A 21,171-nucleotide genomic window follows, 5' to 3' on the forward strand; every position below is an offset into this window, starting at 1 on the left:
CCGAAGGTCCCCCTCTCTGGCCCGTAGGCATTATGCGGTATTAGCCATCGTTTCCAATGGTTATCCCCCACATCAAGGCAATTTCCTAGGCATTACTCACCCGTCCGCCGCTCGACGCCCATTAACGCACCCGAAGGATTATTAGTGTCGTTTCCGCTCGACTTGCATGTGTTAGGCCTGCCGCCAGCGTTCAATCTGAGCCATGATCAAACTCTTCAATTTAAGATTTTGTGACTCAACGAATACTGACTTCAAAACTAATATTCATTCGCTCTTTTCGAAAAAGGAACATGAACATGTAATTCTAAAGCTATTACCATTCCAACAGAATGATAATGAATTGACTGTGCCGAATAACTACAAGTAGTTAAACGTATTGGTCACTCAGTTCATTGAAATCAATTTTGTTACCGAAGTAACTGCTATTACCTAAGTAATAACGTTTTGATATTCATCAACGAGTGCCCACACAGATTGATAGGTTTAAATTGTTAAAGAGCTTTTCCTTTTTGAGCTTCGCTCAAATCGGACGGCCATTTTAGCGATTTAAGTTTTAGTGTCAACCACTATTTTCAAAAATTTTTTCAAGCGCTTAGCTTGGCTAATTTGACCTGCTGATTCGTTTTGGTTTCTTACGAAGCCTTCCCGTTTCAACGAGGTCGCATTATAGAGATTTCGATCACACTGGCAAGCCCTTTTTGAAGTTTTTCTTACTTTTTTGATTGTTCGAGCGTTTTTTGTTCAAAACACGCCATTTTCACTAGTATTCCTCTTAATTAAGGGCTTAAGGTGCCTATATAAAGGAGGATTTATGAGTTCAATACGCAGTTATAAAGGTATATCACCTCAGATCGGGCGAGACGTCTATATAGATACAAGTTCGATACTGGTTGGTGATATCAAAATCGGTAACGACTCTAGCGTGTGGCCTTTGGTTGCAGCTCGAGGAGATGTAAACCACATTCATATTGGAGATAGAACGAATATCCAAGACGGCAGCGTTTTGCACGTCACCCATAAGAATGCAGAAAACCCTGAGGGTTATCCTCTATTAATAGGTAATGATGTCACTATCGGACATAAAGTAATGCTGCATGGCTGCACAATTGAAGATCGTGTACTTGTTGGCATGGGAGCTATCGTGTTGGATGGCGTGATCATCAAACAAGAAGTCATGATTGGTGCTGGTAGCTTAGTGCCGCCTAATAAGGTACTTGAAAGCGGTTACCTATATGTAGGAAGCCCAGTAAAACAAGCACGCCCATTAAATGATAAAGAGCGTGCCTTTTTACAGAAGTCCGCTGACAACTATGTTCAGAATAAAAACGACTATCTAGACTCTGTACTTCCAGTCTAAAGCGCTTTGATCTGAATCCGATTAGAGGAGTCATACTCCTCTTCTTCTATTAACTCTTCCGCTAGCTCTTCAATATCGAAACGTAACTCAGAAAAGATAACTAAAGCTTGATCGCCTTCTTCTATATCTCTACCTGCCAATCGTGATAATTCTTCAATAGACATGACACATTCAATCAATGCGCCCGACTGTTGTGCAGGGAAGGTGATTGTTTGATTCTCTTCATTCCAATCTTGGATATCTGGAAATAGAATTGATTGATTCATTTTTTTATAAATACCTCATTACATCTCTAGGTTTTTACGTAATTCTCTTAAAATCTGTTTTGTTCCCGGACGAAGGCCACGCCAAAGCATAAAGCTCTCTGCAGCCTGCCCCACTAACATACCCAAACCATCATAAGCAGCATGAACACCGTTATCTAACGCCCACTGATTAAATACTGTCGTTCCAGATCCGTAGACCATGTCATAAACGGCGCTGTTTGTATTAAAGATTACATCGGAAACTTCAGGGAGCTGACCGCTTAGACCTGATGAGGTCGAGTTAATAATGACATCAAAGCCATCATTAACATCACTTAGCCCCATACCTTTGATATTTCCATGCGACGAAAACATCTCAGCCAATAGTTCTGCTTTTGAACTGGTTCGGTTAGCGATCACCAACTGTTGTGGCTTTTGGTCGAGAAGAGGTTGAATCACTCCTCTCGCAGCACCACCAGCGCCAAGAAGAAGAACACGTGCTCCCTTTAGCGTCACTTGATGTTGAAGCAGGTCTTGAACTAAACCCTCACCATCGGTGTTATCACCAATGATCTCTCCGTCATCTAACTTCTTAAGGGTATTTACGGCACCGGCTAGCTCAGCTCTCTCAGTTAGGCGATTGGCAAACTGATAGGCATCTTCTTTAAAAGGCGCTGTGACATTACATCCTCGACCACCTTCGCTGAAAAAGGATTTGGCAGCTGTGATAAATTCACCATGCTCTGGCTGCAGTGCTGTATAGGTAAGTTGTTGGCTGGTTTGGCGAGCAAATAATGTGTGAATGAATGGCGATTTGCTTTGCCCAATAGGGTTACCGAAAACGGCATAACGATCTACTTGCTGTGTCATATCCTTACCTAACAGAAATAAAAAAGGTCATCTATATAGATGACCCTATCACTATACCTATAAGGAAGGAAGAACTACCAAACTCGAGGCTTTAGGTAGTCACTATAAAGCAGACTTTCTGGTGAACCTGCTTGTGGTTCGTAGCGGTATTCCCAGCGAGCCAATGGCGGCATCGACATCAATATAGACTCTGTGCGACCACCGCTTTGTAGACCAAATAGGGTGCCACGGTCATACACTAAGTTAAATTCAACATAGCGACCACGACGATAAAGTTGGAAGTCACGCTCACGTTCGCCATAAGGTGTCTCTTTGCGACGCTCAACAATCGGCAAGTACGCCGCAGCAAAACCTTCACCGACCGCCTGCATATAAGCAAAGCTCTTCTCAAAGCCCCACTCGTTAAGATCATCAAAGAACAGACCACCCACACCACGTGTTTCATCTCTATGTGGAAGATAGAAGTACTTATCACACCACTCTTTGTGTTCTTGATACACGTTATCACCAAATGGTGCACACAGGTCTTTAGCAGTTTGATGCCAAGATTGGCAATCTTCATCGACAGGATAGAATGGAGTTAAATCAAAACCACCACCGAACCACCAGATAGGGTCTTCCCCTTCCTTTTCGGCAATAAAGAATCGTACGTTGGCGTGTGAGGTTGGGATATAAGGGTTTTTAGGGTGGATAACTAACGATACACCCATCGCTTCGAACTTACGTCCGGCTAATTCAGGGCGGTGAGCGGTTGCTGAAGCTGGCATTGCCTTACCTGCAACGTGAGAAAAGTTAACACCACCTTGCTCAAAGACCGCACCATCAGTCATCACACGAGTACGACCACCGCCTCCGAGGCGTTCGCCAGGTTCGCGCTCCCATGCATCTTCTTCAAATAGTGCACTACCATCAGCTTGTTCAAGCTGTTGGCAAATCGAATCTTGTAGGTTCAGTAAAAACTGCTTTACTGCTTCTTTATCAATTGCTGCCATTTTACTTTCCTTTGCAGGGTTTAACCCTGTCTTAATATTTTCGACGTTTTTGCATCTCTAATTTCGCTTGGCTTGTCACGACCACCCGTTTGACCTTCTAAAATCGCCACCAAATGTTGGCCGAGTTGCTGCTGAACTTCTTCAGTCGTCATACAAGGCGTTTCGCCAGTCAGGTTAGCACTGGTAGAGGTTAACGGCTTACCGAATTCATTACACATTCTTTGAACCAAAGGGTGATCCGTCACTCGTACCGCGATTGAATCAAACTGACCACTCACCCAGTCTGTCACCTTAGCACTGGTTGGCATAATCCAAGTTACCGGGCCTGGCCATGTGGCTTTTACTGTCGTCAGCTGCTCTTCCGTCAATTGGCTTTCATCAATGTAAGGTAACAGTTGCTCGTAGCTTGCAGCTATTAAGATCAAGCCCTTTTCAACCGGGCGCTGTTTTAACTCGAGTAATTTCTGGATGGCTTGTGGATTATCTGGATCACAACCGACCCCAAAAACGCCTTCGGTCGGGTAAGCAATGACTTCACCTTGTTGTAATGCCTGCAATGTATGTTGAAAGTTATCCACGGGTGCCTCATTAATTCAGTTATCTAACTCACTAAGTGTACAAATTATCACTCACTGTGACTAAAGCTATTTGTTTATAAAATGTATCAATTAACAACTTAGAGTGACGCAAACGTTTTCCTTGGGCGATTTTACCCGTATAATGCGCGCAAAATATCTAATCACTAATTAAATCGTACCTGAAGGAGTTTGAGATGACTGTCGGTATTATCATGGGTTCTAAATCTGATTGGCCAACAATGAAGCTAGCTGCAGAAATGTTGGATCAGTTTGGCGTGGCGTACGAAACAAAAGTGGTTTCTGCTCACCGCACACCTCAGTTGCTAGCAGACTACGCAACCAGTGCGAAAGAGCGTGGTATTAAAGTGATTATTGCTGGCGCTGGCGGTGCAGCTCACCTACCAGGCATGGCAGCTGCCTTCACAAGCGTACCTGTTCTTGGTGTTCCAGTTCAATCTAAAGCATTGAAAGGCATGGACTCGCTACTTTCTATCGTGCAAATGCCAAAAGGTATCGCGGTAGGTACTCTGGCTATCGGTGAAGCTGGTGCAGCGAACGCTGGTATCCTAGCAGCGCAAATAATTGGTACACACAATGAAGATGTGATGGCAAAAGTAGAAGCGTTCCGCTCTGAGCAAACAGAAACGGTACTTGCAAATCCAAACCCTGCAGAGGACTAATTCCCATGCATGTTCTTGTGTTAGGCGCGGGCCAACTTGCTCGCATGATGTCCCTAGCTGGGGCACCGCTGAATATTGAAATTTCTGCTTTTGATGTTGGCAGCAAAAATATTGTTCACCCATTAACGCAAGCGATTCTAGGCAACGGCTTAGAAAATGCGATAGATCGCGCGGACGTCATTACTGCTGAGTTCGAACACATCCCTCATGATGTGCTTGAGGTATGTGAGCGCAGCGGTAAGTTCTTACCGACAACAGAAGCAATCAAAGCTGGCGGTGACCGTCGCCTTGAAAAAGCGCTGTTAGACGAAGCGAACGTGAAGAATGCTAAATACTACGTGATCAACTCTCGCGAAGACTTTGACGCAGCGATCGCTCACGTTGGCTTACCAATGGTATTGAAGAGTACACTTGGCGGCTACGATGGTAAAGGCCAGTGGCGCTTAAAGGCATTAGACAATGTTGACGTAACTTGGGCAGAAATGGCTGAGTGCATTGCCGCAACAGACAACCAAGCGATTGTGGCTGAAGAGTTTGTTCCGTTTGACCGCGAAGTATCACTGGTTGGTGCTCGTGGTACCAATGGCGAGATTCAAGTGTATCCACTGGCTGAAAATGTTCACACCGACGGCGTATTGAGCTTATCGACAGCGATTGATGACATTGAACTGCAAGAGCAAGCGAAAACCATGTTCACTGCCATTGCTGAACGCTTAGATTACGTTGGTGTACTCGCGCTAGAGTTCTTTGATGTTCAAGGTTCACTGCTGGTTAACGAGATTGCACCACGTGTTCATAACTCTGGCCACTGGACACAGCAAGGCGCTGAAACTTGTCAGTTTGAAAACCACCTGCGTGCCGTGTGTGGGATGCCACTAGGTAGCACCAAGCTGATTCGTCCAACCGCAATGATCAACATTCTTGGTGAAGATACTCTACCTGAGGCTATTCTGGCTCAAGGCGGCTGTCATGTTCACTGGTATGGTAAAGAGAAGCGTGCAGGTCGTAAGATGGGCCACATTAATGTGAGCGCTGATTACAACGCAGAACTGCAAAGAGCGTTGTGCTCATTGTCTGATATTCTTGATCAGCAAGCCTACCCTGCTGTGCATGAGTTTGCTGAGCAGATGAAGTAAGCCTACATTGGTTTATTGATATAAAAAGTTCATTGGATATAGAAACGGCGCTCATTGAGCGCCGTTTTTTTGTTTCTGGTCATTCACTTACTGTGATTAACATGACTACTGAGATTGAATGTGATGACACTTGCGATCAGCACATTGCTTCTTAGTGCCACTGGCTGTTTTCTTCTCAAGTAACAACGGGAACTGGCACTCTTCACAACGACCTATAACTGGTGGCTGATTAACGGCGAACTTACACTTAGGGTAGTTATCACACGCATAAAAAGTTTTACCATAGCGAGATTTACGCTCAACCAAGTGGCCTCGACCACACTCAGGGCAGGCAACAAGTGGCTGTTCTTCAGGTTGTTCTTTCGGTTGATCCAAAGATTCGATGTGATTACACGTTGGGTAACAACTACAACCAATGAACATCCCAAAGCGCCCCTGCCTTAATACCAATTCGTTTTGGCACTTAGGACACGGAACGCCTAGCTCTTTCACCACATGACCATCATTTTGATGAAGAGGCTTGATGTAATCACAGCTCGGATACTGCTTACAGCCTAAAAATGGGCCGTGCTTACCATGGCGAAGCTGAAGCTCCCCACCACACTGCGGACATGGTTCATGCTCTAACGCATGTTCATGTGCTGAAAAAAGCTGATTATCAATCTTACTACTCATGACAAGCCTGTATTAATGCAAGATGCCTTGCTCTTTGGTGTACAACAGCTCTTCCATTTGCGTGTAAGCACTTTCATTACCCGGCACATTAAATAGCACCATTAAGATAATCCATTTCAGATCATCCAATTCAAATTCGTTGGTCTCAAGCCCCATCACACGATCAATAACCATTTCACGAATCTCTGTCGTGAGCACGTTGATCTGCTCTAGGAACAGTAAGAAACCTCGACACTCCATATTAATACGCGATACCTCTCGACTGGTGTAAACACGCATCGAGGTATTGGAGCACATAGTAATCGCCGCTTGGTTGTCGGTATCTTGCAGTGCAGCAAGATCTTCTAACCAATGGAGGGCCTTATAAATATCGTCTTGGTGAAACCCTGCTCGAAGAAGCTCATCTTCCAGCTCATCTTGATCCACCTGCAATTCAGAATCGCTATGGATGTAGGTTTCAAACAAGTACATCAGTATGTCCATCATCATAGCTAGCCTCTCCCCTTTCGAATATAGCCACCGGAAACTGCAACAACATGCCCTGAGAGCTCAAGCTCTAAAAGCTGCATCATGACCTCATGCACAGGTATATGGGTTCTCTGTGCCAAAATATCAACGGGTGTCGCCTCTAATCCTACGTTAGCTAACAGCTGTGGAAATGGCAATTGTTCATTTTCACTCTTGTTCGGCGTAGGTTCGAACAAACTGGGCTGCTGATCTATAGACCAGTCTAACAGACTCTTTATTTCAATTAGAACATCTTGAGCGCTCTGTACCAAACATGCTCCTGCCTTAATTAGACTGTTGCCTCCGCGACTGGTTGGGTTATGAATCGAACCGGGAAGCGCAAACACTTCGCGACCTTGCTCCATCGCATAACGCGCCGTAATCAAAGAACCGCTTTTCTCGGCCGCCTCAACGACGAGAGTCCCCAAAGACAATCCACTTATAATACGGTTACGCCGTGGGAAATGTTCAGGTCGAGGTTTAGCGTTTGGGCGGAATTCTGAAATCAACGCACCATTTTCACAGATCCTCTCCGCGAGATTTCGGTGTCGCGCAGGATAAATGGAATCCAAGCCAGAGCCCAACACAGCAAAAGTTTCCCCTCCTTTATCTAGAGCACCATCATGAGCATAGCCATCGATACCGAGCGCTAAACCACTGGTGACAATCAAGCCGTTTTGGACAAACTCTTTAGCGAAGGACTTCGCAGTTTGCAGCCCTTCGAGACTGGCGTTACGACTACCGACCATCGCGATTTGAGGCTCAATCAGTTTTTCAACATGACCTTTAACGAAAAGCACACTTGGTGCGGAGGCTGTCTCGTTCAGCAGTTTGGGATAATGAGGACAATTAGGGGTAATGATGTGATGGTTGGTCTGACTCGCTTGCCACGCCAGGCAAGCCTCCACTTCTTTAGGGGCTTGCTGTCTTAAGTAGGAGATTTGCTTGGCTGACAAACCAATCGCTTGCAGCTGTTGGCTGGAGTAACCAACAATATTCGATGGGGAATCAATGCTCAGCAGTCGAGAAAGGCGCTTGCCACCCAACTGCGGAACAAAACTTAAAGTTAACCAAGCACTCAGTTGTTGCTCATTCACTCGGTGCCCTTAACCTCTTCCGTCAACGCAAGATCCAAAGGCGATACCGCCAGAATGTCATTACTAACCGGCTTGGAGCTTTGAGTGATCAACGCCAAACTAAAATACTCGTAAGGGCGAATGACCATCAAACTACCCAGTGACGTACTTGGCAATTGCACCTTATCGCTCGCCGCTGATTCTTTATAGCTGTATTCACCTTGCTTACCAAACACCACAGCCCCGCTCTCGCTAAGGGTGAACATAGAGCCCTGGCGAAGGTTGTCCTGCGAGCCTTTGTTGATAACAACGACCTGATTCTTTGCGCTGTATTGGCTGCCATCCAATGAACCCAAGATATTGGCAAACTGACCCGCCGCACTAGGCGCTGGATAAAATGTGGTTGAGAGCTTCACCTGATCAACACCAAGCTCTGGCAACACAAGATCGTTAAGCAGTACTTCTTGCAGCTGAGTCTCTATCTGTAAGCTACTGAACTCAGCGTCCACTTCTTTTAAGCGTGCCGTGGCGACCAAACGCAACGAGGTCATACTCGCTTGAGGTTGCTGTCGCTGGTAGGTTTCAACGGCGCGGTAGATACCCCACTTTTGATGTTGTTGGTTGCCCGAGATAAACAACCGGTCTTCACCCGATAAGAATCTCTTACCATCACTGGTCCCTAACACTCGTTGAACCGATTGAATATCTTGCTGTTCAACCAAGCGATCAGATTGCAGATAAGGCAGAACCAGCCCCTCATTGACGGTTGGCACCGCTTTCTTCTCTGATACACGAATCTTAGGGCTTAGCTTAATGACGGGTTTGAGGCTCAAGACAGGCTCGCCATTAATCCAAACCAGCGACAATTTATCTCCGGGGTAAATAAGGTGAGGATTTTCTATCTCAGGGTTTACCTGCCATAACCTCGGCCACAGCCATGGACTATCGAGGTACATCGCAGAGATATCCCACAAAGTATCGCCCTTCACCACCACATACGCTTCGGGTGCTCCTTGTTTAATGGTTAAAGGTTGTTCACTATTTTCAGCCATAGTGGCGAACGAAAGCGAGGCACAAATAAGAGATAAAGCGGGGAAAAAATGACGCATGACCTAGGTTCCTTGGTCTGAATATATGACATCTGATTAGAGAATTACCTTCAGGATGCTGTCATTTGACCTCTAAAATGTCTAGAATTGAGCCAACAAGGTTTAAGCTGTTTCGGCACAGTTCAATATTTCGAGTGTATATGTCTGTATTACAAGTATTAACATTACCAGATGATCGCCTACGTACCGTGGCGAAACCGGTAAAAGAAGTTACCCCAGAGATTCAAAAGTTCGTTGATGACATGATTGAAACCATGTACGACGAAGAAGGTATCGGCCTTGCTGCAACGCAAGTAGATTTCCACCAACGCATCGTTGTTATCGATATTTCAGAAACACGTGACGAGCCTATGGTTCTGATCAACCCTGAAATTACCGACAAACGTGGCGAAGATGGTATCGAAGAAGGCTGTCTATCTGTACCAGGCGCTCGAGCTCTAGTACCTCGCGCTGCAGAAGTAACGGTTAAAGCTTTAGACCGTGAAGGCAACGAATTCACATTCGACGCTGACGACCTTCTGGCTATCTGTGTTCAGCACGAACTTGACCACCTAGAAGGCAAGTTGTTTGTTGATTACCTATCGCCACTAAAGCGCAAACGTATTCAAGATAAGCTAGCGAAGATTAAACGTTTCAACGAGAAACAAGGTTAATAACCGCTGCTATTACTAAATTAAGAAGGAAGTCTACCTTGAGTCAATCTTTAAGAATTGTCTTCGCAGGTACTCCGGATTTCGCCGCCCGTCATTTGGCGGCGTTGTTGTCTTCGGAGCATGAAGTTATTGCTGTTTACACACAGCCAGATCGTCCAGCAGGCCGCGGTAAAAAACTGACTGCGAGCCCAGTAAAAAACATCGCACTTGAAAACAATATTCCGGTTTACCAACCAGAAAATTTCAAGTCAGATGAAGCTAAGCAAGAGCTAGCAGATTTGAATGCTGACATCATGGTTGTTGTCGCATACGGCTTACTTCTTCCACAAGCTGTACTAGATACGCCTCGCTTGGGTTGTATTAACGTGCATGGCTCTATCCTGCCGCGCTGGCGTGGTGCTGCTCCGATTCAACGCTCTATCTGGGCGGGCGATAAAGAGACTGGCGTGACGATCATGCAGATGGATATCGGCCTAGATACCGGTGATATGCTCAGCATCGCGACGCTACCAATCGAAGCAACAGATACCAGTGCGTCAATGTACGAAAAGTTAGCTGGTCTTGGTCCTGATGCTCTTGTTGAGTGTTTAGCAGACATCGCTTCTGGTAAGGCTGTTGCTGAGAAGCAAGACGACGAACTTGCTAACTACGCGAAGAAGCTGAGCAAGGAAGAAGCTAAAATTGATTGGAATGACAGTGCAGAACACATCGAACGTTGTGTGCGCGCTTTCAACCCGTGGCCAATGAGTCACTTTGCGATTGTTGATAGCAGCTCTAATGATGAAAAAAGCATTAAAGTTTGGCAGACGCGTGTTGATGAAGAATCGACATCTGCGCCAGCTGGCTCAATCATCAAAGCAGATAAGACTGGTATTTATGTTGCGACTGGCGACAAAGTACTAGTATTGGAACAGCTGCAAGTTCCAGGTAAAAAAGCCATGTCAGTTCAGGATATCTTGAACTCACGTGCAAGCTGGTTTGAAGTTGGTACTCAACTTTCTTAATCCGCTTTTAAAGCTGTTAATTACGCAGCTTAGAAAACCTTTACGAGGGCAGAGATGCCCTCATGTATTCAAATAAATATTCGGTACCCCTCATGAATGTTCGCGCTGCTGCTGCAAATGTCCTATTCCAAGTTGTCGATAAAGGCCACTCTCTTTCACACGCTCTCCCTGCGGCTCAAAAGACGATCCGTCCGCGAGACCATGCTCTACTGCAAGAGATTTGCTACGGCGCACTTCGTTACCTGCCTCGTTTAGAGTCAATCGCTAACGAACTAATGGAAAACCCGCTTAAAGGTAAAAAGCGTGTATTCCACCACCTAATCTTGGTGGGCATTTACCAACTAAGCTTCATGCGTATCCCTTCGCATGCCGCGGTTGCTGAAACGGTTGAGGGTACTAAAACACTGCGTGGCCCAAGCCTGAGTGGTTTGATCAACGCTGTACTACGTAGCTACCTACGTGACCAAGAAGAACTAGACGAGAAAGCCGTTAGCCACAATGCAGGCAAATACGGCCACCCAAGCTGGATTCTAAAAATGCTTCAAGAGAGCTACCCAGATCAATGGGAGCAACTGGTTGAAGCAAACAACAGCAAGGCACCAATGTGGCTGCGCGTTAACCGCCAACACCACACTCGTGACGAGTATGTTGAGCTGCTTAAAAACGAAAACATTGAATACACATTGCACCCTGAAGCAGCCGATGCCATAAAATTAGCTGCACCTTGTGATGTTACTTTGCTTCCTGGCTTCGACAGAGGTTGGGTATCTGTGCAAGACGCTGCTGCTCAGCTTTCGGTTGATTACCTAACACCAAAAGATGGTGAGCTGATCCTAGATTGCTGTGCTGCGCCAGGTGGTAAAACGGCACACATTCTTGAGCATACCAACGATACTGAAGTGGTTGCGATTGACTGCGACATCAAACGTCTAGACCGTGTTTACGATAACCTTGAGCGCCTACAACTACGTGCCGACGTAATTTGTGGCGATGCTCGCTACCCTGAAGAGTGGTGGATGGGTGATAAGTTCGACCGTATTCTGCTTGATGCACCTTGTTCAGCGACTGGCGTAATTCGCCGTCACCCTGACATCAAGTGGCTACGTCGTGCATCTGACATTGACGCGCTGGCTGAACTGCAAAGCGAGATTATGGATGCTATGTGGCGTCAGCTGAAAGAAGGCGGCACCATGGTTTATGCGACATGTTCTATCACGCCGCAAGAAAACGTGCTGCAAGTGAAAGCATTCCTAGCACGTACAGAGAACGCAACGCTGGTTGGGTCTGATATCGAAAATCCGGGTCGTCAAATACTGCCTGGGGAAGAAGATATGGATGGCTTCTACTACGCAGTTCTAGTAAAACAGGCATAACAACTAACAGCGGCTAAGAATTTATTTCTTAGCCGCTGTTTCTTTCTAGTGCATTATCGAAGCAAAATGCACGCACTAGAATTACAACGGCAAAAATAAGAGAAAGGCTATGAAGATCATTATCCTAGGTGCTGGACAAGTTGGCGGTACCCTTGCTGAAAACCTAGTTGGTGAAAACAACGACATCACCATTGTCGACCGTAATGCTGACCGACTTCGTGAACTTCAGGATAAGTACGACCTTAGGGTTGTAAACGGTTATGCCAGCCACCCAAACACACTACGTGAAGCAGGTGCGCAAGATGCCGACATGTTGGTTGCCGTAACCAATATGGATGAAACCAATATGGCTGCGTGTCAGGTTGCTTTCTCTCTTTTCAATACGCCAAACCGAATTGCTCGTATTCGTTCTCCTCAATACCTAGAAGAAAAAGAAGCACTATTCAAATCAGGTGCTATCCCAGTAGACCACCTGATCGCACCCGAAGAGCTAGTGACCAGCTACATCGAACGCCTGATTCAATATCCAGGTGCATTGCAGGTTGTGAGCTTTGCTGAACAGAAAGTTAGCCTAGTAGCAGTAAAAGCCTACTACGGTGGTCCACTGGTCGGTAACGCCCTATCTGCTTTGCGTGAGCACATGCCGCACATCGATACGCGTGTTGCGGCTATCTTCCGTCAAGGTCGCCCTATTCGCCCACAAGGCACCACCATCATTGAAGCCGATGATGAAGTGTTCTTTGTGGCGGCAAGTAACCATATCCGCTCAGTAATGAGTGAACTGCAACGCCTAGAGAAACCGTACCGCCGCATCATGATTGTCGGTGGTGGTAACATTGGTGCAAGCTTGGCTAAACGCCTTGAACAGAGCTACAGCATCAAACTTATTGAGCGCAGTTACACTCGTGCCGAGAAGTTGTCTGAAGAATTAGAAAACACCATCGTCTTCTGTGGTGATGCCGCAGACCAAGAGCTGCTGACCGAAGAGAACATCGATCAAGTGGACGTGTTCATTGCCCTAACCAATGAAGATGAAACCAACATCATGTCAGCGATGCTGGCTAAGCGAATGGGTGCCAAGAAGGTAATGGTACTGATTCAGCGTGGTGCTTACGTCGACCTTGTTCAGGGTGGTGTGATTGATATTGCTATCTCTCCACAACAAGCGACCATTTCTGCGCTGCTCACTCACGTTCGTCGTGCTGATATTGTAAACGTATCATCTCTGCGTCGCGGCGCTGCTGAAGCGATCGAAGCGATTGCTCACGGTGACGAAACCACATCTAAAGTGGTTGGCCGAGCTATTGGCGACATCAAACTACCACCGGGTACCACTATTGGTGCGATTGTTCGCGGAGAAGAGGTGCTTATCGCGCACGATAGAACCGTTATCGAACAAGATGACCACGTAGTTATGTTCCTAGTGGACAAGAAATACGTACCTGATGTTGAGTCTCTATTCCAACCGAGCCCGTTCTTCTTATAGCCTTGTTCTCGTAAGCTTGTTCTCACAACCTTCTTCTTGTGAGAACAAGCTTCGGCACAAAGCGATGGTCTATTAAGCTATGGTCAACTTTCGTCCAATATTATTAGTGATAGGGTTAGTGTTATCAAAACTCGCCCTTTTCATGTACATCCCTACATTGGTTGCCTTTTTTACAGGCACCGGTGGCTTCCTCGAGTTTGGTCAGTCGGTAGTGATCACGCACATAGTGGCGTTCATCTGCTTGAGTTTAGGCCGTTCAGCTAAGTTCCGACTTGGGGTACGGGACATGTTCCTGATCACCTCTCTGGTATGGACGATTGCCAGTGCCTTTGCTGCACTGCCGTTTGTCTTCATCAACCACATCAGCTTCACCGACGCCTATTTTGAAACCATGTCTGGTATCACCACGACTGGCTCAACTGTATTGAGCGGCTTAGACAGCATGGCACCAAGCATTCTGTTGTGGCGCTCTATACTGCAATGGTTAGGCGGCATCGGCTTCATCGTTATGGCGGTAGCGGTTCTGCCAATGCTTAACGTCGGTGGTATGCGCCTATTCCAAACCGAGTCCTCCGATTGGTCAGATAAAAGCAGCCCACGAGCGAAAACGGTCGCGAAGAACATCGTGGCGGTTTATCTGGTTCTGACTGGCTTGTGCATCATTAGCTATCTGTTTGCAGGCATGGGCATCTTTGATGCGATCAATCACGCCTTCACAACACTGTCGACGGGTGGTTACTCAACATCAGATGGCTCAATGAACCACTTCTCTAACAGTGCTCACTGGGTGGGAACCCTGTTCATGTTCCTAGGTGGTTTGCCGTTCTTACTGTTTGTTGGCGCACTGCGTGGTAGAAAACTCTCAATCCTCTACAAAGACGCTCAAGTGAGAGGTTTCACGTATCTATTCTTGGTCACCAGTGCCGTAATATCGACATGGCTGGTGGTTAGGGATGACTACACCATCATGGATGCAATGCGTGTTTCGATGTTCAACATAGTGTCAGTCGTCACCACAACCGGTTTTGGCTTAGAAGACTTCACCGCGTGGGGCGCACTACCGACTACCTTGTTCGCGTTTTTAATGATGGCGGGCGCGTGCTCGGGGTCAACCTCTGGCGGTATCAAAATCTTCCGCTTCCAGATCGCGATGACCATGCTTCATAAACAAATGATGAAGCTGATCCACCCATCTGGTGTCTTTGTTCAGCGCTATAACCAACGCCCAGTGAATGACGACATTGTGCGCTCACTAGTCGCATTTGGTTTGATGTTCTTTATTACGATTATCTTAATTGCAGGTGGCTTGAGTGCGATGGGACTTGATCCTGTGACCAGTATATCTGGCGCTATCACAGCCGTTGCCAACGTTGGTCCTGGCATGGGCAGTGTGATCGGTCCAACCGGGAATTTTGCGCCGCTGCCAGACGCTGCAAAGTGGTTATTAAGCCTTGGTATGTTGATGGGAAGACTCGAGATACTGACGCTGATCGTTCTATTCTTCCCAGCCTTCTGGCGACGCTAATTGCACGAATATTTAAGGAAAAAGAGATGAAATCATACCTACTTATCGCAAGCGCACTGCTGAGCAGTTCAGCCTTCGCCGACCAAATGGTGACTCTACAAGATGGAAAACAAGTACTGCTGAAAGACGACTTTACGTGGCAGTACGTGGCACAGAAACAAGCGGAAGAAGTAGCGACAACTTCAGAGATCGCCGAGCCTGTCGCAGCAGTACCCGTAGTCGCTGTCCCAGTTACGACGAACACGCGTGGCACTACGATTGTAGTGAATAGTAAAAAGCCAAGCTTACAGCTGTCTCAATCAGGAGTGGATGTTGTATTGGGTGCAAGTCGCTATGAAGGTGGTGAACTTATCATTCCGACAGCCATCACCAACCAAGGCACTCAAGCTGTCATTTTAGTATCACTTAACATCAGCGTATTTACTGCAGAAGGTACGTTGTTGGCAGAAGAAGAAATTGCTGTATGGAAATCAATCAAACGTATGGCTGACACATACTTGCGACCAAAAACAGGTGAAGAAGGCAAGCTAATCAAGATCGACCTAGAACAACACCCTGAATATCAGATTAAAGCTGAGATTACTGAAGTACTGGCTCGCTAAACCGGAGTCACGTACAGATAGATAGCGAAGAAATGGCAAGCGCAACCCGCCAATACAAACAAGTGCCAGATTGCATGGTTGTAAGGGATGCGTTTTGCAACATAGAAAATCACACCCAGCGAATAGATCACCCCGCCAACCGCTAACAACACCAAACCACCTATATCGATGTTCATCGCTAATTGATAAACAACAATCAAAGATAGCCAGCCCATCGCTAAGTAAATGAACAGCGATAAGCGCTTGAATCGGTAAACGAAGGCAATCTTCATGATGATACCGACCAGCGCAATTCCCCAAATAACCGCCATCAAGCCCATCGCCAATGGGGTTCTTAAGCCAACCAATAAAAACGGCGTGTAGCTACCTGCGATCAGTAAATAAATCGCACAGTGATCGAGGGTTTTTAGTAAACGCTTAGTTTTTTCTGTGGTGATCGAGTGATAAAGCGTGGAAGCAAGAAAGAGCAGGATAATGCTGCTGCCATAGATTGTCATACTGGCAACCGTCAACATGTCGGCTTGGTAATCAAACGCGCGAATCAGTAGCAAGATCAAACCAATAACGCCAAGCACGACGCCCAAGCCGTGGGTTATCGCATTAGCGCGTTCTTCGATGTCGCTGTATTCGCTAGCTGATGATGCAGACATGAGTATCCTACTAGAGTAAATGTTCAATTGACCTAGTATTGCACATTAAGCTTACACGTGTAAGCTTAAATTTTTATGACAGCTTTTATGACATCAATGACGCCTAAACAGTGTGATAAGGCTAGGCTCTCTAAAGCTAAAGAACCAAAAAGCGAATTAAGAGGCGCTATCTAGATACTCAAGTACCATCTTGCCGGCTTCTTCTGGAGAGGTATCGAGTGGCACACTCAATTGACGCTGTAGCTGGCCCACTCCCAATAAACTCGCCAACATGCCTTTGGCACCGTCGCGATTGCGATCTATCTCAAACCAAAGCTTAAGCTCAGTTTCGTCACGATGGGCAACAACTTCAAGCTCACGCCAGCGGCCATGATAAGGACCCGTAGTCGGCACAAACTCAAACTCTTGTACAAATGGCAGTTCAAAGCCTTCTACCGCTTCACACTCCACTTGGCGAATGCGCAGCCCTTGAGCTTCAAGTTCGTTAAAAATACCATCGAGGAGTGCATCAGGACGAACCGTTAAGATGTCTTTATCCGATGGATCAATTGCCATCGCAATATCCAACCCGGTTTCTAGCCACACCTTTGAATCACCAATCGTGACCGGTGTGTTCAGCGGGACATCAAACTCACATTCAAAATCACGGGTTTCACCCGGCTGAATAACAAAGGCATAAGGCAGGCTCCATTTGGCCAACGAGTATGTCTGGTGCATTCGACGTGTTTGACCACCTTCTTGCCTTTGCGAGTTCATGGTAACTTCTTTAACGTAACGACAGCACAAGTTGAGATCGATGTTGTCGATCTCTTGTGGCTGAGCGCCACCATAGACATGCACAATAATGCTCGCCTTCTTACCTGGATAAAGCACTTCCTGTTGCAATACAGAATCCACCTTGGCAGATCCAATTCCAAAACTTGCTAACGTTTTCTTTAAGAACGACATATGCACCTCCTTTAAAGCATCATCTTAAGCCTGAAAGAGGTTCAAACTCAAATATACTGCTCACACTATTTTAGCTCTAATATCGTCTATTTATCACTCAGGCGTCGATCGATAACTTAGATAGTGATAATCTAAGCCTTGATATGCATGCATATCATTATCCTGATTTATTCTTCGGATTGGCGAAAGCCAGACGAGTAACGCTTCAAGCAATTGAAGTGGAGCTCATGGTAAATCAGGCCATTAGATTGGCAATGGATATGCCTGACCGTTAGGTAAATTAATGCGCCCAACAGCTGTCAGGTTCTCGCACACCAACCGTAGTGCGATGCGTCGTCGTAGTGGCTTTGTTGCTGCTCCAACGGCTAAGAAATTGGCTCCTACAATGACTCTAGTTGAGAAGACTGCTTTATTAGCACCGACTACAACAAAAGTGATTAAAGCCGCTTAACAAAAAGCGCAGTTTTTACTGCGCTTTTTTCTTGCCCGCTTCCATCTTGAAATGTGTTTACACATTGGTATTCCCTACCCGATTTGATACCTTAGCCACAAATCATTATAAAATTTGTGGAGAAATAAAGTATGAAGTGTCACCGCATTGAAGAACTGCTTGAACTGATGGAGCCTGAGTGGCAGAAAGATCAAGAGCTTAACCTATTAGAGTTCATCATTAAGCTATCAAAAGAAGCGGGCTACCAAGGCAAGCTTGAAGAACTGACTGACGATGTTCTTATCTACCACCTAAAAATGCGCAACAGCGAAAAAGATGAAATGATCCCAGGCCTGAAAAAAGACCAAGAAGATGATTTCAAAACCGCAATTCTAAAAGCACGTGGCCTTCTTTAGTCGCCCATTTGTTTAGAACTCAATTGCCGTATAGATAAAACACTCAATTTAAAAAGCGACCGCCAGGTCGCTTTTTTGTTTCTGTTCGCTATTTTTTCGTCACAACTGTTATGACTTTTGTTGTTAAAGGTTGATAGCGTTAAAGAAATGAGAACAAGATTGTCGCTATAATCGCCATCCATAAGAATCTTCTAAAATAATAAGAGTGAGTGCGATAACAACAAATGCACCAAGCTCAATTTCAACAGGTTCTCTAAACCATACTTTCAAGTAATGTCGTCATGCCCGATTTAACCGGGCAAACAAGCCACAAAAAGGATAGTTCATGAGTCAGGATAAAATCGATATCAAAGATGTGACTCCTAAAACCTTTAACCCGAAAACACATAAAGGTAATGGAGATCGATTTAACCCAAGTAACCGAATCTATGTTCGAGAAAGCAAAGGTAAATTCCAACAACTGCGTCGTTATGGCGGTTGGTTCTTACTTTTACTTTTTGCGCTTATTCCATGGATTCCATTTGGTGAACGCCAAGCGATCTTGCTCGATATCGGCAACCAACAGTTCAACTTCTTTGGCACCACCTTATACCCGCAAGATCTGACCCTACTCGCGATCCTATTTATGATTGCTGCGTTTGGCTTATTCTTCATAACCACCTTCTTAGGCCGTGTCTGGTGTGGCTATTTATGCCCGCAAACCGTCTGGACCTTCATATACATTTGGTTCGAAGAGAAACTAGAAGGTGCTGCCAATAAACGAAGAAAACAAGACTCGGGCAAACTAACGAGCAATTTAATCCTCAGAAAAACCCTCAAACACATTGCGTGGTGGGCGATTGCCATTGCGACGGGCTTAACCTTTGTTGGTTACTTCATCCCAATTAAAGAGTTAGTGGTTGGCTTCTTTACCTTTAACTCGTCTTTCTGGCCGGTGTTTTGGGTACTGTTCTTTGCTGGGTGTACTTATGCCAATGCTGGTTGGATGCGCTCGATTGTTTGTCTGCACATGTGTCCTTACGCGCGTTTCCAATCGGCAATGTTCGACAAAGACACCTTCATCGTGGGCTACGATTCAGAACGCGGTGAAAGCCGTGGCCCTCGCTCTCGTAAAGCCGATCCAAAAGAGCTTGGTCTAGGCGACTGTATTGACTGTAATCTATGTGTTCAAGTGTGCCCAACGGGTATCGATATCCGTGACGGCCTGCAATATGAGTGTATTAACTGCGGCGCGTGTATTGATGCCTGTGACAACACCATGGAGCGTATGGGCTACGAGAAAGGCCTGATCAACTACACCACCGAGCACAGACTTGAAGGTCACTCGACCAAGGTAATGCGTCCTAAACTGTTGGGCTATGGCGCCATCTTGATCGTGATGCTGGGCTTGTTCTTCGCCCAAATCGCGAGCGTTGATCCTGCCGGCCTAAGTGTTCTGCGTGACCGAAACCAGTTGTTCAGAGTCAATAACCAAGGGTTGGTTGAAAATACCTACACCTTGAAAGTGATCAACAAGACTCAACAAGAGCAAGAGTACAAGCTCGATGTTAGCGGACTGCCCGATTCTATCTGGTACGGCAAACAGACGATTACTGTCGATCCAGGCGAGGTTTTGAACCTACCTATCAGTTTAGGCGCCGACCCAGAAAAACTGAGCTCACCAGTTTCGACAATTCAGTTTATACTCTCGGATAATGAAGAGTTTACGATGGAAGTCGAAAGCCGCTTTATCAAGAAGCTCTGATACCAGCCTCCTTAGCGCTTGGTATAACAACCCAATAAATGGAAAAAGGCTCAGTAATGAGCCTTTTTTATTCTATGACGATGCAAGCCTTTAATTTTGATAACCTGACTCCTGACTTCATGTGGTACGCACTGGAGAGTATTGGAGTTCGTGCTGAATCCGGGCTTCTCGCTCTCAACAGTTACGAAAATCGGGTCTATCAATTCACCGATGAAGACCGTAAACGCTACGTCGTTAAGTTTTATCGTCCGCAGCGCTGGAACAAAGCCCAGATCCAAGAAGAGCACGACTTCGCGTTAGAACTGATTGAACAAGAGATGCCTGTCGCTCCACCAATGCGAGTCAACGGTGAAACCTTGCATGAATATCAAGGCTACCTGTTTGCATTGTTCGAAAGCGTTGGCGGCAGACAGTATGAAGTCGACAATCTAGATCAACTGGAAGGCGTTGGACGTTTTCTGGGTCGTATTCATAAAGCCAGCGCGGGAAGAACATTCCAACATCGCCCGACCATCAGCTTAGATGAATACCTTTATCAGCCACGTAAGATTCTAGAGAACTCTCAGTTTATCCCGACACACCTAGAAAAAGCGTTCTTCAATGACGTAGACCTTCTGATAAAAGAGCTAGAGAGTCAGTGGCCGAGCAACATTGACAACATCCGCCTGCATGGTGATTGCCACCCAGGCAACATCTTGTGGCGCGATGGACCAATGTTCGTCGATCTTGATGACGCACGTAATGGCCCTGCGATACAAGATCTGTGGATGCTACTCAACGGTGAACGCCAAGATAAACTGATGCAACTCGATATTCTGCTAGAGAGTTATCAAGAGTTTTGCGATTTTAATACCTCGCAACTGAAACTAATCGAACCACTACGCGGTCTACGTATGGTGCATTACATGGCATGGTTAGCGAAGCGATGGCACGATCCAGCGTTTCCTTTAGCCTTCCCGTGGTTTAATGATCCGAAATATTGGGAGCAACAAGTACTTGCTTGTAAAGAGCAAATTGCTACCCTGCAAGAGCCACCACTTTCGTTAATGCCTCAGTGGTAACAGCAATCGCAACATACAACTGGATAAAAATTCAAACATAATGGAGATTGGATA

The 21,171-nt window shown here is 46.0% G+C and carries 23 protein-coding genes and 1 rRNA gene; 13 read left to right on the forward strand and 11 right to left on the reverse strand.

What is annotated here, in order from left to right:
• Window positions 1-222: ribosomal RNA gene (locus CWO13_RS21950) — 16S ribosomal RNA — on the reverse strand; the annotation flags it as partial.
• Between the two features lie 589 nt (window positions 223-811).
• Here CWO13_RS21950 and CWO13_RS21955 point away from each other — a divergent pair.
• A complete protein-coding gene (locus CWO13_RS21955; protein WP_108083468.1) occupies window positions 812-1,357 on the forward strand; it encodes a gamma carbonic anhydrase family protein in 546 nt (181 codons plus the stop codon).
• Here the strand turns inward: CWO13_RS21955 and CWO13_RS21960 are convergent.
• The 4 genes from CWO13_RS21960 to CWO13_RS21975 form a co-directional block, all read right to left on the reverse strand.
• Complete coding sequence (locus CWO13_RS21960; protein ID WP_048662686.1) at window positions 1,354-1,623, reverse strand: DUF1488 domain-containing protein; 270 nt, start codon at window positions 1,621-1,623, stop codon at window positions 1,354-1,356. The genes CWO13_RS21955 and CWO13_RS21960 overlap by 4 nt on opposite strands.
• Window positions 1,624-1,641: 18 nt before the next feature.
• On the reverse strand, window positions 1,642-2,472 hold the full coding sequence (gene aroE, locus CWO13_RS21965) for a shikimate dehydrogenase (protein WP_108083469.1): 831 nt from the start codon (window positions 2,470-2,472) through the stop codon (window positions 1,642-1,644).
• Window positions 2,473-2,546: 74 nt separating this feature from the next.
• Window positions 2,547-3,464: an oxygen-dependent coproporphyrinogen oxidase gene (gene hemF, locus CWO13_RS21970; protein WP_048657840.1), complete on the reverse strand. Its 918-nt coding sequence runs from the start codon at window positions 3,462-3,464 to the stop codon at window positions 2,547-2,549.
• Between the two features lie 20 nt (window positions 3,465-3,484).
• Window positions 3,485-4,042, reverse strand: coding sequence for an L-threonylcarbamoyladenylate synthase (locus tag CWO13_RS21975; RefSeq protein WP_108083470.1), 558 nt, complete (start codon window positions 4,040-4,042; stop codon window positions 3,485-3,487).
• Window positions 4,043-4,236: 194 nt separating this feature from the next.
• Here CWO13_RS21975 and purE point away from each other — a divergent pair, with 194 nt between their 5' ends.
• Complete coding sequence (purE, locus tag CWO13_RS21980; protein WP_017073863.1) at window positions 4,237-4,722, forward strand: 5-(carboxyamino)imidazole ribonucleotide mutase; 486 nt, start codon at window positions 4,237-4,239, stop codon at window positions 4,720-4,722.
• A gap of 5 nt (window positions 4,723-4,727) precedes the next feature.
• Window positions 4,728-5,858 (forward strand): 5-(carboxyamino)imidazole ribonucleotide synthase, encoded by a 1,131-nt coding sequence (locus CWO13_RS21985; protein ID WP_102432376.1) that lies wholly within the window; start codon window positions 4,728-4,730, stop codon window positions 5,856-5,858.
• 105 nt (window positions 5,859-5,963) lie between these two features.
• Here the strand turns inward: CWO13_RS21985 and CWO13_RS21990 are convergent, their stop codons facing one another.
• Genes CWO13_RS21990 through CWO13_RS22005 form a run of 4 tightly spaced genes read right to left on the reverse strand, consistent with a single transcriptional unit; the run spans window position 5,964 to window position 9,225 of the window.
• On the reverse strand, window positions 5,964-6,533 hold the full coding sequence (locus tag CWO13_RS21990) for a DNA topoisomerase family protein (protein WP_107899442.1): 570 nt from the start codon (window positions 6,531-6,533) through the stop codon (window positions 5,964-5,966).
• Between the two features lie 12 nt (window positions 6,534-6,545).
• On the reverse strand, window positions 6,546-7,022 hold the full coding sequence (locus CWO13_RS21995) for a DUF494 family protein (protein ID WP_048657837.1): 477 nt from the start codon (window positions 7,020-7,022) through the stop codon (window positions 6,546-6,548).
• Window positions 7,023-7,024: 2 nt separating this feature from the next.
• Window positions 7,025-8,137 (reverse strand): DNA-processing protein DprA, encoded by a 1,113-nt coding sequence (dprA, locus tag CWO13_RS22000; protein WP_048657836.1) that lies wholly within the window; start codon window positions 8,135-8,137, stop codon window positions 7,025-7,027.
• On the reverse strand, window positions 8,134-9,225 hold the full coding sequence (locus tag CWO13_RS22005; RefSeq protein ID WP_107899441.1) for a LysM peptidoglycan-binding domain-containing protein: 1,092 nt from the start codon (window positions 9,223-9,225) through the stop codon (window positions 8,134-8,136). The genes dprA and CWO13_RS22005 overlap by 4 nt, the downstream gene beginning before the upstream one ends.
• Before the next feature lie 140 nt (window positions 9,226-9,365).
• Between CWO13_RS22005 and def the strand changes: the two genes are divergently transcribed.
• The 6 genes from def to CWO13_RS22035 all read left to right on the forward strand — a co-directional run bounded on the left by def (window position 9,366) and on the right by CWO13_RS22035 (window position 15,868).
• Window positions 9,366-9,878: a peptide deformylase gene (gene def / locus CWO13_RS22010; RefSeq protein ID WP_004735769.1), complete on the forward strand. Its 513-nt coding sequence runs from the start codon at window positions 9,366-9,368 to the stop codon at window positions 9,876-9,878.
• A 38-nt stretch (window positions 9,879-9,916) separates the two neighbouring features.
• Window positions 9,917-10,882 carry a methionyl-tRNA formyltransferase gene (gene fmt, locus CWO13_RS22015; RefSeq protein ID WP_107899440.1) on the forward strand — a complete coding sequence of 322 codons (966 nt, stop codon included), beginning with the start codon at window positions 9,917-9,919 and terminating at the stop codon, window positions 10,880-10,882.
• Window positions 10,883-10,974: 92 nt separating this feature from the next.
• A complete protein-coding gene (gene rsmB, locus CWO13_RS22020; RefSeq protein WP_017063007.1) occupies window positions 10,975-12,255 on the forward strand; it encodes a 16S rRNA (cytosine(967)-C(5))-methyltransferase RsmB in 1,281 nt (426 codons plus the stop codon).
• A 109-nt stretch (window positions 12,256-12,364) separates the two neighbouring features.
• Window positions 12,365-13,741 (forward strand): Trk system potassium transporter TrkA, encoded by a 1,377-nt coding sequence (trkA, locus tag CWO13_RS22025; protein ID WP_004735766.1) that lies wholly within the window; start codon window positions 12,365-12,367, stop codon window positions 13,739-13,741.
• A gap of 79 nt (window positions 13,742-13,820) precedes the next feature.
• Entirely contained in the window at window positions 13,821-15,266 is a 1,446-nt protein-coding gene (locus CWO13_RS22030; RefSeq protein ID WP_048657832.1) for a TrkH family potassium uptake protein, read from the forward strand.
• Between the two features lie 26 nt (window positions 15,267-15,292).
• A complete protein-coding gene (locus tag CWO13_RS22035; protein WP_102432382.1) occupies window positions 15,293-15,868 on the forward strand; it encodes a DUF3157 family protein in 576 nt (191 codons plus the stop codon).
• Here CWO13_RS22035 and trhA read toward each other — a convergent pair.
• Both trhA and CWO13_RS22045 read right to left on the reverse strand, forming a co-directional pair.
• A complete protein-coding gene (trhA, locus tag CWO13_RS22040; protein ID WP_048657830.1) occupies window positions 15,865-16,518 on the reverse strand; it encodes a PAQR family membrane homeostasis protein TrhA in 654 nt (217 codons plus the stop codon). The genes CWO13_RS22035 and trhA overlap by 4 nt on opposite strands.
• A 156-nt stretch (window positions 16,519-16,674) precedes the next feature.
• Window positions 16,675-17,466: a sporulation protein gene (locus tag CWO13_RS22045; RefSeq protein WP_048610874.1), complete on the reverse strand. Its 792-nt coding sequence runs from the start codon at window positions 17,464-17,466 to the stop codon at window positions 16,675-16,677.
• Between the two features lie 283 nt (window positions 17,467-17,749).
• Here CWO13_RS22045 and CWO13_RS23540 point away from each other — a divergent pair, with 283 nt between their 5' ends.
• From CWO13_RS23540 to CWO13_RS22060, 4 genes are all read left to right on the forward strand, one after another.
• Window positions 17,750-17,917 (forward strand): hypothetical protein, encoded by a 168-nt coding sequence (locus tag CWO13_RS23540; protein WP_004739323.1) that lies wholly within the window; start codon window positions 17,750-17,752, stop codon window positions 17,915-17,917.
• 131 nt (window positions 17,918-18,048) lie between these two features.
• On the forward strand, window positions 18,049-18,312 hold the full coding sequence (locus tag CWO13_RS22050) for a YihD family protein (RefSeq protein ID WP_009848104.1): 264 nt from the start codon (window positions 18,049-18,051) through the stop codon (window positions 18,310-18,312).
• Between the two features lie 325 nt (window positions 18,313-18,637).
• Window positions 18,638-20,056 carry a cytochrome c oxidase accessory protein CcoG gene (ccoG, locus tag CWO13_RS22055; RefSeq protein WP_108083471.1) on the forward strand — a complete coding sequence of 473 codons (1,419 nt, stop codon included), beginning with the start codon at window positions 18,638-18,640 and terminating at the stop codon, window positions 20,054-20,056.
• 74 nt (window positions 20,057-20,130) lie between these two features.
• Entirely contained in the window at window positions 20,131-21,117 is a 987-nt protein-coding gene (locus tag CWO13_RS22060; RefSeq protein ID WP_048662692.1) for a serine/threonine protein kinase, read from the forward strand.
• Window positions 21,118-21,171 lie beyond the last annotated feature (54 nt).

This window comes from Vibrio sp. ZF 223 (genome assembly GCF_003050585.1).
GTDB lineage: Bacteria > Pseudomonadota > Gammaproteobacteria > Enterobacterales > Vibrionaceae > Vibrio > Vibrio crassostreae.

Bases quoted from the DNA above. Each gene is read 5' to 3' on its own strand.
- CWO13_RS21955 (WP_108083468.1), top strand. From the start codon at position 812: ATGAGTTCAATACGCAGTTATAAAGGTATATCACCTCAGATCGGGCGA.
- CWO13_RS21960 (WP_048662686.1), bottom strand. From the start codon at position 1,623: ATGAATCAATCAATTCTATTTCCAGATATCCAAGATTGGAATGAAGAG.
- aroE (WP_108083469.1), bottom strand. From the start codon at position 2,472: ATGACACAGCAAGTAGATCGTTATGCCGTTTTCGGTAACCCTATTGGG.
- hemF (WP_048657840.1), bottom strand. From the start codon at position 3,464: ATGGCAGCAATTGATAAAGAAGCAGTAAAGCAGTTTTTACTGAACCTA.
- purE (WP_017073863.1), top strand. From the start codon at position 4,237: ATGACTGTCGGTATTATCATGGGTTCTAAATCTGATTGGCCAACAATG.
- CWO13_RS21985 (WP_102432376.1), top strand. From the start codon at position 4,728: ATGCATGTTCTTGTGTTAGGCGCGGGCCAACTTGCTCGCATGATGTCC.
- CWO13_RS21990 (WP_107899442.1), bottom strand. From the start codon at position 6,533: ATGAGTAGTAAGATTGATAATCAGCTTTTTTCAGCACATGAACATGCG.
- CWO13_RS21995 (WP_048657837.1), bottom strand. From the start codon at position 7,022: ATGATGATGGACATACTGATGTACTTGTTTGAAACCTACATCCATAGC.
- CWO13_RS22005 (WP_107899441.1), bottom strand. From the start codon at position 9,225: ATGCGTCATTTTTTCCCCGCTTTATCTCTTATTTGTGCCTCGCTTTCG.
- def (WP_004735769.1), top strand. From the start codon at position 9,366: ATGTCTGTATTACAAGTATTAACATTACCAGATGATCGCCTACGTACC.
- rsmB (WP_017063007.1), top strand. From the start codon at position 10,975: ATGAATGTTCGCGCTGCTGCTGCAAATGTCCTATTCCAAGTTGTCGAT.
- trkA (WP_004735766.1), top strand. From the start codon at position 12,365: ATGAAGATCATTATCCTAGGTGCTGGACAAGTTGGCGGTACCCTTGCT.
- CWO13_RS22030 (WP_048657832.1), top strand. From the start codon at position 13,821: ATGGTCAACTTTCGTCCAATATTATTAGTGATAGGGTTAGTGTTATCA.
- CWO13_RS22035 (WP_102432382.1), top strand. From the start codon at position 15,293: ATGAAATCATACCTACTTATCGCAAGCGCACTGCTGAGCAGTTCAGCC.
- trhA (WP_048657830.1), bottom strand. From the start codon at position 16,518: ATGTCTGCATCATCAGCTAGCGAATACAGCGACATCGAAGAACGCGCT.
- CWO13_RS22045 (WP_048610874.1), bottom strand. From the start codon at position 17,466: ATGTCGTTCTTAAAGAAAACGTTAGCAAGTTTTGGAATTGGATCTGCC.
- CWO13_RS23540 (WP_004739323.1), top strand. From the start codon at position 17,750: ATGCGCCCAACAGCTGTCAGGTTCTCGCACACCAACCGTAGTGCGATG.
- CWO13_RS22050 (WP_009848104.1), top strand. From the start codon at position 18,049: ATGAAGTGTCACCGCATTGAAGAACTGCTTGAACTGATGGAGCCTGAG.
- ccoG (WP_108083471.1), top strand. From the start codon at position 18,638: ATGAGTCAGGATAAAATCGATATCAAAGATGTGACTCCTAAAACCTTT.
- CWO13_RS22060 (WP_048662692.1), top strand. From the start codon at position 20,131: ATGACGATGCAAGCCTTTAATTTTGATAACCTGACTCCTGACTTCATG.